A 13,388-nucleotide genomic window follows, 5' to 3' on the forward strand; every position below is an offset into this window, starting at 1 on the left:
CATGGCATCCAGACTATTAATCACCGGGGGGAGCGGGTTTATCGGGAGTCATTTACTTCCCTTTATCCCCGAGGACTTTGAAACGGTGCTTTTAACCAGTCGTACAGCGGGGGCTTTCCGCCAGTTACCCTCTGGCCATACATTGGTGGTTCACGGGGATATTAGCCGTCAAGGGGCATGGCAGAATGAAATTGGTCCCTGTGACTCCGTGATCCATATGGCCGTTTACCATCATGCCCGCGAGCTTGATGCCGCTGAAATGGCTTATATTGATGCGGTGAATATTTCCGGGATGAATCATTTGATTAAGGCTTTATCGGCCTCGCCACCCAAACGATTTATTTATCTGAGTTCTGTGAAGGTTTCTGAATGGGAGAAGTTAGACGATATTGATAAAAGTAGTTTCTCTTGGACATACGCCCGGAGTAAAGCCCAAGCAGAAAAATCGCTTGAAAAATGGGCTAAAGATAATGGGGTCGAGCTAATTATTCTGAGGGCCGCGCCTGTGTATGGCCGGGGTAATGTCGCCAATCTTGGTGAGCTTTTTGCTCAAGTCGCACAAAAAAAATTCAAATTCATCGGGTCCGGTGAACAGCGTAAATCGCTTTGTTCCGTCGAGAATTTAGTGGCGATTCTTATTTATTTATTACAGGTTCCCGGAGAGGGCGTGGCCGTCCGGAAACTTACTCTCAGTGATGGAGCTGCATATCCAGTCAGCCAAATTGTCCGGTGGATAGCCGCCGCCGCGAGGGTTCGCCCCCCCATGAGGATTCTTAATAACGATTTTTGGTGGGCGATGCTCGGGTTTGGGGAAAAATACTTTTACAATCAAAAGACCAGTCGTTATTTCAGGTTGATTAGGAGTTGGCTTACGGAAACCGTCCATGATCCGGATGAACTCACCGCGATGGGCTTGCAGATGCCCTACACCACTGAAGAGGGCATTAAAAGGGTTTTTGATAAAACAATATGAATCAGGGTGATTACATTATTATCGCCTTATGTTCGATTGTTTGTTCGTTTTTTGCGACACGGGCCAGTATCAGCATTGCTCATTTGGTAAAAATCCATGCCTCGCCGAATGAACGGACAATGCATCAGGGGAGGATTCCCCGTTTAGGTGGCGTTGGTATCGGGTTTGCCGTCTTACTCGCTCTTATGGTGTCATGGTTTTTGAATCAGGATATGAAGATTATTTATTGTATTTCTTCGATCATGGTTTTGGCGGCAGCCGGACTTTTAGATGATTGGATATCCTCAAAGGGTGGTGACAACCATAAGCTTCCAGCCCTTTTGAAGCTCATGGCGCAAATGGCCGTTTCCATTTATGTGGCTATTTACGTATTCCATTTTGATTCGGTCATACTGCCGGGGTTCCTACAGTTCAAAGTCGGATTTTTGGGTATCCCCCTGACATTTTTTTGGTTGGTCGGAATGACGAATTTTTTTAATTTCATGGACGGATCAAATGGCCTTGCTGGAGGTACCGCCGTGATCATCAGTATATTCTCGGGGTTTTGGTGTTTCCAGTCCGGGCAAGTCTGGGCGATTGTCCTATGTCTGATTATCGGGCTTTCTGCATTGGGTTTTCTGCCGTTTAATTTTCCACGGGCAAAAACGTTTATGGGCGATTGTGGTTCCCTCGTTTTAGGTTTTTCACTGGCACTGGTTTCCCTGCCTGCGGCTCAAGGAATGATGGTTGGCCAGCTTAATCCGGTATTATTAATGCTGATTTGGTCCCCTTTTATCATCGATTCAGGCTTCACGCTGGTTAAAAGAGTCCTCAAACGGGAAAATATATTTCACGCCCATAATGCGCATCTATACCAGCGTATGATCAAATCAGGGTATTCCCATGTCGAAGTCGCCTTACTTTACTGGAATCTAGCAGTTTTCTTTAACCTCTTGGCCCTCTGGTTATACCGTTAGTGATTTGTTTTTATTCTTCCTGTCGGGCCAGTCATCGATAGATTATACAAGCCTGTGCAAATTGCTAAACTACTCATCCGCGATTTTCGCTGCCACGGGGAGTTCCTTGTGGACTTGTCCCCGGGGTTTAATATTTTCTTGGGGGCTAATGCTCAAGGTAAAACTTCTATTTTGGAGGCGGTACATTACCTTTCGGTATTTAGCAGCTTTAGGACCTCAAAACCTTTGGAGTTGATCCGGCATGGCTGTCCATCGGCCTTGGTCGCCGCAAAACTGGGGGATCATTCCTTGCGTGTGTCATTTTCAAAGGAAGGACGCACGTGCTTGCTCGACCGGAAAAAAGTCGATGACCGTAGCGCATGGCGCAAATTGCTCCAGACAGTTCCATTTACCACGGAGGATAATCAGATTGCCAAAGCTGGAGGAGTCGTGAGACGGAAATTTCTGGATTCTATCGTCGCTGGTCAACAACCCGGCCATGCGAAGGAGTTACTGGAGTTTAAGAAGCTCCTGCGTTCACGCAATTTGCTCTTAAAAAAGGGCGTTGATAAAATGAATCAAGAACTCTTTTCTACTATTACTGGCCAATTTGCCCATGCATCAGGCAAAATTGCCCGGGCCCGCCAGGAATGGATGCGAAAACTCTCTCCTCTTGCGAGGCTGGCTCACCGGAAAATCTCTGACGGGAAGGAGGATTTGCAATTGGCTTATCTCGATACTGGTGAAGGAGATGTGGGGGCGAAATTTATACGGTTGTCCGGTGAGGAACGTCGTTTCCGCCAGACCCTTGCCGGGGCTCAACTCGATGATATGATTTTAACGCTGGATGGGCGTTCTGTTACCCAGTTTGCCAGTGAAGGCCAGCAGCGGAGTGTTGCTTTGGCGTTGCGGCTTGCCCAAGTGGATTTACTCAAGGGCTTACACGGTTCATGGCCAGTAATCCTTTTGGATGATGTCATGGGTGAGCTTGATGAGGGACGGCGTAATCGCTTGATTGAGCTTGGAAATCAAGGGGCACAGGTTCTCCTGACTGCCACAGAAGAATCTTGGAGTGCTGCTGGAGTAGCTGACATCAAGAAATTCCAGATTATCAAACAATAATTTTTAAAGAAATTTCTCCCTCACTTATTTTTTTGAGAGGGGATTTCGTGAGAGTGTTTCTGTCAGATAATTACCGCGGCGGTAAGCCTCGGCTAGAAGACTCACGGGATGCATGATTTTAGTTTCTTTACCGCATTTGCGCATCCCAGCACTGAGCTGGACATTACATCCGGGGTTCCCCGATGCGACAATTGTGGCTCCAGTGCTTTCTATATGGCGAAGTTTGCGCTCGAGCAGCTTGGCGGACATTTCTGGCTGGGTGATATTATAGACGCCCGCACTTCCGCAACACCAATTCGATTCCGGCAATTCCTTAAGTTCCAGTCCGGGAATACTTTTGAGCAATTTGCGCGGCTGGGCAGTGATTTTTTGTCCATGGCAAAGGTGGCAGGATTCGTGATAAGTCACCGGTCCATCGAGATCCAGGGAGGCGTGGGGGATACGTAAATCGATTTCGACCAACCATTCGCTGATGTCTTTGACTTTACGCGACCATTCCTTGGCTTTTTCCGCATAGGCAGGATCGTCTTCGAGCAAATGGTCGTAATGCTTCAGGTGTGAGCCACACCCACCAGCATTTGTGATGATCGCGTCAAGTTCACCAAGCGGAAAGGAATCGATATTTTTACGGGCAAGTTGTTTGGCGAGTTCCCATTCGCCATTATGGCCATGGAGCGAGCCGCAGCAATGTTGGTCCCGGGGAGTGATCACTTCACAATCATTAGCCAAGAGCACGTCTACGGTATCGCGGTTGATATCGGAGTAGATCAAGTCCTGGACACAACCGGTGAGCATGCCGACTTTATGACGTGTTTTCAGGGGGCGCTCATGCTCATGGATTAAATCATCAGAGAAGGAGGCTTTAATTTCAGGGGTGAGGGGTTCAAGTTCACGCAATTTGCGCGGGGCGAGGGCCATCAGTCCTGTTTTTCGGACAAAGGTTTGTAATCCGGTGACTTGGTAAATCCAGAGGAGGCGTCCTAAAAGCTTGAGTGACCATGGGCGCATGAAGAGGAATTTGACCGTCATGCTACGGACAAAATCACGGATAGGATTATCGAGGACTTTGGTGCGTTCGATCTCCGCGCGGGCCATCTCGAAAAGCTCGGTGTAATTCACCCCGGCCGGGCAGGCTGTCTGGCAGGCGAGGCATCCGAGGCAGAAATACATTTCATCGCCGAAAGCCTCATTGACATCCAGTCGGCCGTCGGCAACAGCGCGCATCAGGGAGATACGACCGCGCGGGCTGTGCTTTTCGAGCAGTGTCGCCTCATAAGTCGGACAAGTCGGCAGGCACATTCCGCAGTGCATACATTGTTGTACGACGGAATAGTCTAAGCCTTTGAGATAATTTTCACTGTGGGCGGCAGACATGGGATGATCTCGTATTAATCGAACATTTTTCCAGGGTTTAATATGTTATTCGGGTCAAAGGCAGCCTTGAGATGTTTCATCACACGGACATTGAGTTCGCCGACGGCATCTTCTAAGAAAGGTTTTTTTGCCAAGCCGACCCCGTGTTCCCCGGTGATTGTCCCACCGAGTTTGACGGCATAATGAAATATCTCGACCATTGCTTTTTCGATTTTTTCCATTTCCTCGTGGTCTTTTTCATCAGTAAGGAAGGTCGGGTGCAAATTGCCATCGCCCATGTGACCGAATGTACCGATCTGGAGGTTGTAACGTTTGGCGATGTCTTGGATGAAATTAACCATTTTGGATAACTCACTCCGGGGGACAGTAGCGTCCTCAAGGATCGTAGTAGGCCTCATCCGGGCTAAGGCACTAAAGGCTGTACGTCGGGCGGCTGTCAGTCTATTGGCTTCATCAGTGTCTTTGGCGAGAATGACCTCTTGAGCCCCCCGGGACTGCGCGATTTGAGTCATTTTCCGGGCTTCATCATCGACAGCGGCAGGATGACCGTCCGTTTCCATGAGTAGGATGGCTTCCGCATTCACCGGGAGCCCGATTTTAGCGTAATCTTCGACACATCGAATCGTGATGTTATCTAAGAACTCCAAGGTGCAAGGAATGATTTTGTTTTCAATGATGGCAGAAACAGTTTCAGCGGCTTGGTCCATCCGATTAAAAACAGCCAGCATAGTTTTTTTCGTCTGGGGTTTTGGAATCAGCTTGAGCAAGACTTTGGTGATGACCCCGAGGGTGCCTTCGCTGCCAATAAAAATATCTTTCAGGGAATAACCAGCGACATCTTTCACGCATTTATTACCCATCCAGATGATTTCCCCAGTGGGGAGGACCACTTCTAAGCCCATCACATAATCCCGGGTCACCCCGTATTTGAGTCCACGCAGGCCACCTGAGTTTTCCGCGACATTCCCCCCGATTGTGGAGATTTTCATGGAACCGGGATCCGGTGGATAAAATAATCCTACTTTGTCTGCTTCTTCGGCTATTTTGAGTGTAATGACCCCTGGCTCGACCATCATCGTGAGGTTTTTAGTGTCTACCTCCAGCACTTGGTTAAATTTAACGGTGCAAAGAACGATACATTCACTCACGGGGATGCTTCCGCCACTTAAACCGGTTCCTGATCCACGTGTGACAACAGGGATTTTTTCGGTATTTGCTAAGGCAAGGATTTCACTGACTTGCGCCCGTGTTGAGGCAAAAACTACACATCCCGGGTATTGGTTGAGTACGGCAGTTCCGTCAAATGAATAGGGGATGAGGTCTTCTTTTTTTGTTAAGACATTTTCGGCACCCAGTATGGTCGAAATTTTCTCAAGGGTAGAGGCATTCATTGGGAGGATTGTAACAATCCATGAAAAGGCAGCAAGCTTAGATATCTCTCTCAATATAGAGTTTAGTACCATTATTCACCTTTTTATCTTTAAGGACAGGGCAGCAATGAAAAAGTTAAAATTTATAATCCATGGTGAAAATAGAAAATAAACCTTGAAGTATTGTTAAATTATGTGAACTTTATCCAAAAATTAACTGACACACATATTATGTTAAAAGAAACAGCTCTGCAGGTTTTACAAATTGAAGGCGAAATTCCGCAAGAAGTGCGCCAAATTTCCCTTTCACTCCTTTTTATTACTCCGGGTTCCTTGGGGAAAATGCACCGTTCAAATGCACATAATATCGATCAATTTTTGAATTTTCCTCCTTCTAACCTTCTTTTACAGCAGGGAATAGGTTTACGCACAGTGTCCGCAATTCTCCATGAAATCCGGACCCTAAGGGACAAGGCTAGTTTATTGAATTATCACTTTAATGACGGGATTATCCCTCAAGATCCAAAGGAATTTGCCAACCAATTAATTAATACCCTAGAGAAGGATGAATCCGAAGTGATGGTTTTCCGTTATGGTTTGGGTATTCCCCGTAAACATACACTGGCCGCCATTGGACAAATCAAAGATATTACCCGCGAACGTGTCCGCCAACGTGAAAATAAGAACCTTCAATATGTATATCGTATTTATGGGCCTTATGTGACCGATTTTATTGAAAAATTAAGACAGCCCGATGCTCCACAATTTGATGATGCCATTGGCCGTTATATTGATTTTATTATGGCAGTCGCAGATAGTCCAAACCAAGATTAAGTTATTCTCCACACAGATCCCGCCTGTAGGCGGGATTTTTTTTAGACTGAAGCCTTTACGGGGGAACTAGAAATTTTTTGATTTCCACTTTGGGTTGGTAAAGGTCCCGTCAGCTTCATATTCAAAGAGCTTGCTCATGAGGAATGTAATCGCTCCAAAAATCCCTCGGACATTGATGCGTGCATCCATTTTGAGATGATCCTGAGGGATGTCGTAGAATCCGCTGCAAATCAGGGCCCACCCACCGCCACTCATATCGAGTTGGTCTGTTTTTACGACCCCATTTTCCATGGTGAAATCACAGGTGGCCTTATTCGCTTGTAAGGAAGCGAAACCGGGGATGACGGCATCGGCTAGGGTGGATAGAGGTCCGAGAAATGGCAGGCTAACCAGGTTTCCATTGGTGACATCCATGTGCCCTTTGCCATCGACTTTTGCCCAATTACCGAGCCCCCCATTGAATTTTCCATGGGCATTCAGCGAGCCGGTGGATTTTCCATAATTAAAAAGGGCCATATTCAAAAGCTGGAAACTCATTGATTTAATTGTCATATCCATGTCAAAGATCGTGTCCTGACCGGGGATAAATTTGAAATTAGCATTTCCCTCTAGAGTACCTTTATAGATATCGCTTTTGAACCCGGTGAGCTGGCATTTTCCTTGGGTGATCCGAAGTTTTGTCTGGATCCGGTCAAATTTTAAAGTTGCTTTTGTCATCGGATAATCGATTTTTTGCCCATTGATCGAAATCAGAACATCCGTTTTGTCACCTGTTACGTAATCGACATAACCATTGACAGTCGCTTGGGGTGGTTGGTGAAAAATATAGGGTTTTACAGCATCAACAGACTTAGGCCCGAGGACTGTAGCGATCGGTAGGGGGTAGAGTTGGGATTTAAAGTTGATGATCTGGAGGAGTTGGTCTTTGAATGTGTAAATTATTTCCCCATTTCCCCGTCCTTCTTTCCTCACCACAAGCGCGTTATAACAACGCAATTTGCCCCCCGAAATATCAAGATCAGTGGAGATTTGTTGGAAGGATTGGTTGACTAAATAGCAATTTTTAATAATAGCAGTTCCCGAAATTTTGAAGCTAGGGTCTTTCTGGGTGGTGCCTGCTGCCTTTACATCGAGTAATAATGGCGTGTTTACCTTTGTGAACATCATGAAGTATTTTTGATAATTTTCAGGCACCAAATTCACAAAATTCAGCGGGTTAATCGCTCCCTGCAGTTCCCCCGTGAGCTCAGTAGATGCGAGATTATAAAGGATTTTCGCCTTGGTTTCACCAAATGAGTCTTTCAGGAAAAACTGGGGGATGAGGAGTTCACCATTCTGCAGTGCAAACGGGATATCTAACTTTTCAAAATAGGTGCCTGCATAAGTAAAAGACGTAAATCCTAAACGGCCATAGACACTCCAATTACCGATTTGACTTCCACTTTGTGTTGCCGTGAGGCTGAATTGAGGGCGTTGGAAAAACTCGAACGAGCTGAGCACCCGTTTGAGGTGAGGATTTAACTCAAAAGAGAACAGAGTAAAATCAAAGTCGCTGACTACGTTTAATTGAGCATAAGGCTCTTCGAGATGTTTATAGCCTGTTGCAGAAAAAGATCCTGAGGATGTCGAAAATGAAAACTTTTCCAATGTAAGGACTGAATCTTGGAGTTTGAGCAGAAAATCAACAGAGTCGATATTGACATTTTGAAGTATTAAATTATTTGCACGCAGGACTGCCTCGGCTTTCCATGAATGGATATTTGATAAATCACCGGAAACAATCACTTTCAGATCCGGTTCATGGTTGAATTTTATCTGTTTAAGTATGCCAAAGATTTTTTTTCGGAGGATTAGACGTGATTTTTTATCTTCTTCAGAGAGAACCTTCTTTTTAAAGGGAAGGGGGTTGAGGATGAGCTTGGCTTCCAGATTGAATCGTACACCGGCGGCGATACCATTGAGTGAATCAATGACTAAGGTGTTTTTACCAGTGAAATGTCCGATAGCATGGGTGTCTGTGATCGAGAAAACCCCTTCAGAGGGATGCTCGGGGTCTATTGGAAAGCTGAGTTCGACATTTTTAGCTTCCAAAGATGTAACGGGGTTCTCTCTTTTTATTAAACGCCAAATGGAAAATGATAATTGAACCTCTGAGACGCTGGTTAAGGTCCTGCCTGTGAGTGGATCCAGAAAGTATACATCTTCTGCGATCAAACCTCTAAGTGGGTTAAGATAAAGCTTGCTGATTCTGGCTTGCATGCCGTGCTCGGCAAGCGCGGACTGGAGTTTATTAGTGATTCCCGGAGGAAATCCGGCAAAATAGAGATAACAAAGGACAAGGATGACGATGATCGATATCAACAATAAAGTTGAACGCGATATCATCATGGTCCCCCGTAATATCAGGGATTTAATAGTCCTTTTGAGTGGCATCGGGTCAGTTTATGTCTTTGTTGTTGTTAGTTCTTTTTCAATGAGTTGGAAAATGCTTTCATCGATATAATAGATATACTTTTGTCCTTCCACAGTCATTGGGCGCCCGAGTTTTTTATCTTGTTTTCCGAATGATAGCTTTATCTTTTTACCGTCATTCAAGGAGATGATGAGTTCCAATGCGGGATTTAAAAGGTCTTTAGGCAGATTTGTATATTTATTGACTGAGATTGCCCGCAGATTTTGTACGGCGCTCAAGAGTGTGGATAACCTTTCATTACTAATGACTCCTTGGTTATTACCTGCCAGAAGCCAACTTTGGCTCGTCGGATCCTTGGAGACAATGGCATAACTTTTCCCGTTTTTAATGACTTCCAATCCGGTGATTGTATCTGGCTCGATACTCACCGCGATATGATTCAGATAAAAACTAGGATCTGGATTCAGGAAATTGATAATATCTGGATTTACCCGGTAAATGAATATTTCATCGGAGCGTTTAACATAAACACCACCTTTATCGGTTTTACCGAAATCAAATCTGATTGTTGCCGGGGAGTTTGTGGGGGCATTATCTGTATTTGCGTTGAGTGACAAACTGTGGAGGGCAGGTTCTAATCCAAAAGTCTTGAGGGATTCAGGGGCATCGGATACATATTGGGAAATTTGCGATTTCATTAAGGTGTCCAGAAGTTGTATGATGATTGCTGTGTCGGCCGGTGACCCTTCTGCATCATCGATCTTCCATTCATTATCTTTTTTGAGCAATACGACCTTCTTGCTGCCAGACTGGATAACTAATGAATTCAATTCATTAGAATATCGGTCAATTAAATGTTTATCACGGTATTCTGCGAGCGGTTTTGTTAATTCCTTAAACAATTCTGCTGTAATGGTAATCACGCTGTTGGAATCTTTGAGTTTCGCGTAATATTTCTGGGGTGTATTGGGAACTGGTTGTCCGATCAAAAGTGTCTGGGGCTTGTCTGATTCTGAAGAGCGGATCGAGACTTCCATATCGGGTTCACTTAATCCATAGTTTTTAAGGTCTGCGGAACCTTCGGCAATAAAATCCATGGCACGGGCATCAGTAAGAAACAACGTCAGGTCAGTGACTTTATCGGTGGCAGCCCGTGCATCGATCGGCTTAGTGATCCGGGGAATATTATTAGTGAAGGTGAATTGAATTTGATAAAGATTTGTAGGAGACAAACTCCTGATATCTACTTGTTGGACGGATTTAGCTTGAAAGGGGAAAATACTCCTGTCCCGCAAATGGCTTAAATCACGGGCAAGAGTTTCCCTTGCATATTGAGGGATAATATAGACATCAGCATTTTCTTCTTTTTGAACAAACAAACCATTACCCATGGGAGTATCAGCACCTAAGCGCAAGGAATACCGTTGATCGGGTGTTGACCAGCTCAGAATATGAGTAGGTTTTTTCAGGTGGTATTCCTTGTCCAATGTATCGGGATTAATATCAGAAAATTTGATTTTTCTTTGAAAATTTATTGAGTTCAGTGATTGGATAATCGTATCAATCTCAAACTGGTCTGCTTTTGTTTCCAGCGGCTCCACAATGCTCCATTGATCCTTTTCCTTTTTGGCGACAATAGCCCCCTCAGCATTGAGAATTACTAACTCGACTACGTTAGTAGGAGTAAAATCATATATCTTCTCGTCAGCATCTGATCGTTGTTGATAAGTGTTCCCATGCCTTTCCTTGAACCAAATAAAACCACCCAGAATGGACAAGACGATTAAAAGTATAAGTGTATTACGAACTTTCATGTGATTACTTTACCTCGATTTTTAAATGGATATTTCAAAGGCAGACTTTGAGTGTTTCAATAGCCTGAATTCCCAGAAAAGATTCCACGACATGGTCTATTTTCCGGGGGAGATCCGTGACAAACAGGGCTGTACGCCCGGGGGTATGATCAGGATTTGATAAATGGAACTTTTCCAACAGTGATACAGTGGCTTTTGCACTTGCTTCAGCTGAATCCACAAGCCGTACTTTTTCGTTCACTACTTGGCTGATCAATGACTTTAACAAAGGATAATGTGTGCATCCTAAAACGAGGGAGTCGATGTTATCCTGTAGCATGGGATCCAGGTATTCTCTGAGTATTTCCAATGTGATTTTGTGTTCCAGCCATCCTTCTTCGACGAGTGGTACCAGTAAAGGACAGGCTTTTGAGCTCACACGGACAAAAGGTGCTTTAGCCCTGATGGCAGCAGTATAGGCACCTGATTCTATTGTCGCAGACGTTCCAATGATACCAATATGTTTTGCCGTTGAATCTTGAAGGGCAGCATCGGCCCCTGAGGAGATCATACCCAAGATAGGGATGGGAAAATCCTTTTCTAGGAGGGGTAAGGAAAGCGCGGAAGCAGTATTACAGGCTACGACAATCATTTTAACATTATGGGAAATTAAGAATCTGCATACCTCGTGCGAAAAACGGGTGACAGTATCCGCCGTTTTATTTCCATAAGGAACACGGGCAGTATCCCCCAGATAAATAAAATCCTCATAGGGCAACACTTCCCTCAAAGCCTTGACGACAGTCAAGCCCCCAATACCAGAGTCAAATACACCAATGGGATTTTTTGCATTCATAATCAGTATGAGCTAATTTCCGGCAGGTTTATCGCCTGTTTTTGCAGGTGGTGAATTTGTAGCCATTTCTAAGAGTTTTGAGACAGATATTTCAGTTGGAATATTTTGTGAGCGTTGACCAGATGTTTCATCGGGCTGAGAGACGATAACAATGTCCTTTTGCTCGATTACAACCACTTCATCTTTAGATGTGGGAGTTTGGGGTGTCAGTGTTTTTACAGGGGGCGTATCCGCTTCTGCAGATGGTACATTGTTTTTGGCTGGAGCGTTGTTTTTTGGTGCCGTTGTTTCCTGGGATTTAGCCGATTTTTCTTTTTGTTTTTTAGGGGGCTCAGGGGTTTCTACCTTTTTGGGTGGGAGCTTGCTTTCTTCTTTTTCCTTTTTGGAAGGGGTAGGATTAGTTTCCTTCTGAGGTTCTGGTGTTTTGACTATCACTTCAGCTTCTAGGGATGGCTCTCGCTCAGTGACTGGTTCGGGTTTGACTGCTTGTTTGGAAGTTAATCCACGCCCCATCTGTTTGTTTGGCGTAGAGTTTTTCTGAGGGGCTTGTTTGGGTTTTTCCTTTGGTTCATCAGGAGATGATTCAGGAGCTACATCAATGACTGGCTTCTTAGATGGTTTCGTTTCTTCGTCATCATTATTTCTTACTGTATCTTGCCTGATTTCAGGCAAGTTATTTCCTCCACCTTCCATAAGACGGTTATAGGCAATAATCCCCTCCGCAATAGATCTTGCAAAGGTTTCACGATAGGATTCACGGCTAATATTTCTGGCTTCTTGAGGATTTGATAGGAATCCGCCTTCTACCAAAATGGCAGGAATGGTGTTATATCTGAGTACCCAGAAACGGGCTCTTTTTACTCCACGGTCAATTGTATTTGTGTTTTTCATTGTCGCGCGATGAACAGCCGTAGCTAAAATGATATTTTGTTCATCAGTACGGTTTCCAGACTGACCCTGAAAATCGGCAACTCTTACTTGATCTGTGCCTGTCGAGGGTGAACCGCGTGGGGCCAAAGCGAATGTTTCAATACCAGATGCACGCGATTGTCCTTTATTAAAGTGGATACTGACAAAAATAGTATTTCCTTTTCCCGCTCCAGCCCGGGTCCTCCTATCCAGAGGGATAAATGTATCGGTTGTCCTCGTCAGATAGGTTCGATATCCCAGTTTTTCAAGTATTCTTTTCAGTCGGAAAGCTGTATCCATAGTGAATTGCTTTTCTGTGCCGATGCGTCCAATGGCACCTGAGTCACTGCCTCCATGCCCGGCATCAATGATCACTGTGGTCGCCCGTTCCTTTCTCCTCACCTTATGGGGCCTCAAAATTGGTTCAAAAAGGGCATTAACGTCAGTCTTCGCAATGATAAAATCATTTCCATTAGAACTAATCGGGAATGAGAGAGTATATTTGACCCCGTTTATTTCCGCATCCTTTGACTCCAAGGATAATTTAATTCGCCCCCTCTGGCCGTGGAGAATAGTCGTGCTTCTTTCGGCAAGTGGTTCGTAACGCAAACCATAGAAATCACAAAAACTTCTCATGGTCACATATTCACGATTTTTGTATTTTACAACTTGCCACTGGGCTAGCGCAGAAACGCTACTCAGGCATAATAAACAAAAGATAATTGTGAAAAGGAACTTGCGACTGAACATTGGTATAGAAAAATTGCCGAAATGGTGATGGTTAGGCAAGGGAAAAGGTCTCATTATTA

At 44.8% G+C, this 13,388-nt stretch carries 10 protein-coding genes; 4 read left to right on the forward strand and 6 right to left on the reverse strand.

Annotated features, from left to right (window positions below; genetic code table 11):
- Nucleotide 1 precedes the first annotated feature (1 nt).
- Genes SGI98_10525 through recF form a run of 3 tightly spaced genes read left to right on the forward strand, consistent with a single transcriptional unit; the run spans nt 2 to nt 3,030 of the window.
- Entirely contained in the window at nt 2–973 is a 972-nt protein-coding gene (locus SGI98_10525; GenBank protein ID MDZ4743836.1) for an NAD(P)-dependent oxidoreductase, read from the forward strand.
- Nucleotides 970–1,929 (forward strand): hypothetical protein, encoded by a 960-nt coding sequence (locus tag SGI98_10530; GenBank protein ID MDZ4743837.1) that lies wholly within the window; start codon nt 970–972, stop codon nt 1,927–1,929. The genes SGI98_10525 and SGI98_10530 overlap by 4 nt, the downstream gene beginning before the upstream one ends.
- A 54-nt stretch (nt 1,930–1,983) precedes the next feature.
- Nucleotides 1,984–3,030, forward strand: coding sequence for a DNA replication and repair protein RecF (gene recF, locus SGI98_10535; protein ID MDZ4743838.1), 1,047 nt, complete (start codon nt 1,984–1,986; stop codon nt 3,028–3,030).
- A 24-nt stretch (nt 3,031–3,054) separates the two neighbouring features.
- Here the strand turns inward: recF and SGI98_10540 are convergent, their stop codons facing one another.
- Complete coding sequence (locus tag SGI98_10540; protein MDZ4743839.1) at nt 3,055–4,404, reverse strand: (Fe-S)-binding protein; 1,350 nt, start codon at nt 4,402–4,404, stop codon at nt 3,055–3,057.
- Between the two features lie 14 nt (nt 4,405–4,418).
- On the reverse strand, nt 4,419–5,795 hold the full coding sequence (locus SGI98_10545; protein MDZ4743840.1) for an FAD-linked oxidase C-terminal domain-containing protein: 1,377 nt from the start codon (nt 5,793–5,795) through the stop codon (nt 4,419–4,421).
- A gap of 210 nt (nt 5,796–6,005) precedes the next feature.
- Here SGI98_10545 and SGI98_10550 point away from each other — a divergent pair, with 210 nt between their 5' ends.
- Nucleotides 6,006–6,608: a sigma factor-like helix-turn-helix DNA-binding protein gene (locus tag SGI98_10550; protein ID MDZ4743841.1), complete on the forward strand. Its 603-nt coding sequence runs from the start codon at nt 6,006–6,008 to the stop codon at nt 6,606–6,608.
- Between the two features lie 66 nt (nt 6,609–6,674).
- On the opposite strand, the gene SGI98_10555 is transcribed toward SGI98_10550, so the two are convergent.
- Genes SGI98_10555 through SGI98_10570 form a run of 4 tightly spaced genes read right to left on the reverse strand, consistent with a single transcriptional unit; the run spans nt 6,675 to nt 13,383 of the window.
- Nucleotides 6,675–8,996 carry an AsmA-like C-terminal region-containing protein gene (locus SGI98_10555; GenBank protein ID MDZ4743842.1) on the reverse strand — a complete coding sequence of 774 codons (2,322 nt, stop codon included), beginning with the start codon at nt 8,994–8,996 and terminating at the stop codon, nt 6,675–6,677.
- A 54-nt stretch (nt 8,997–9,050) separates the two neighbouring features.
- Nucleotides 9,051–10,835: a DUF4340 domain-containing protein gene (locus SGI98_10560; protein ID MDZ4743843.1), complete on the reverse strand. Its 1,785-nt coding sequence runs from the start codon at nt 10,833–10,835 to the stop codon at nt 9,051–9,053.
- A gap of 34 nt (nt 10,836–10,869) precedes the next feature.
- A complete protein-coding gene (murI, locus tag SGI98_10565; protein MDZ4743844.1) occupies nt 10,870–11,670 on the reverse strand; it encodes a glutamate racemase in 801 nt (266 codons plus the stop codon).
- A 12-nt stretch (nt 11,671–11,682) separates the two neighbouring features.
- Nucleotides 11,683–13,383 (reverse strand): N-acetylmuramoyl-L-alanine amidase, encoded by a 1,701-nt coding sequence (locus tag SGI98_10570; protein ID MDZ4743845.1) that lies wholly within the window; start codon nt 13,381–13,383, stop codon nt 11,683–11,685.
- Nucleotides 13,384–13,388: the final 5 nt, after the last annotated feature.

Source organism: Verrucomicrobiota bacterium, assembly GCA_034440155.1.
Lineage (GTDB): Bacteria > Verrucomicrobiota > Verrucomicrobiia > JAWXBN01 > JAWXBN01 > JAWXBN01.

What these genes read in the sequence shown, in the direction of transcription:
- murI (MDZ4743844.1), bottom strand. Translation starts at nt 11,670, where the DNA reads ATGAATGCAAAAAATCCCATTGGTGTATTTGACTCTGGTATTGGGGGC.
- SGI98_10560 (MDZ4743843.1), bottom strand. Translation starts at nt 10,835, where the DNA reads ATGAAAGTTCGTAATACACTTATACTTTTAATCGTCTTGTCCATTCTG.
- SGI98_10530 (MDZ4743837.1), top strand. Translation starts at nt 970, where the DNA reads ATGAATCAGGGTGATTACATTATTATCGCCTTATGTTCGATTGTTTGT.
- SGI98_10555 (MDZ4743842.1), bottom strand. Translation starts at nt 8,996, where the DNA reads ATGATGATATCGCGTTCAACTTTATTGTTGATATCGATCATCGTCATC.
- SGI98_10545 (MDZ4743840.1), bottom strand. Translation starts at nt 5,795, where the DNA reads ATGAATGCCTCTACCCTTGAGAAAATTTCGACCATACTGGGTGCCGAA.
- SGI98_10525 (MDZ4743836.1), top strand. Translation starts at nt 2, where the DNA reads ATGGCATCCAGACTATTAATCACCGGGGGGAGCGGGTTTATCGGGAGT.
- SGI98_10570 (MDZ4743845.1), bottom strand. Translation starts at nt 13,383, where the DNA reads ATGAGACCTTTTCCCTTGCCTAACCATCACCATTTCGGCAATTTTTCT.
- SGI98_10540 (MDZ4743839.1), bottom strand. Translation starts at nt 4,404, where the DNA reads ATGTCTGCCGCCCACAGTGAAAATTATCTCAAAGGCTTAGACTATTCC.
- SGI98_10550 (MDZ4743841.1), top strand. Translation starts at nt 6,006, where the DNA reads ATGTTAAAAGAAACAGCTCTGCAGGTTTTACAAATTGAAGGCGAAATT.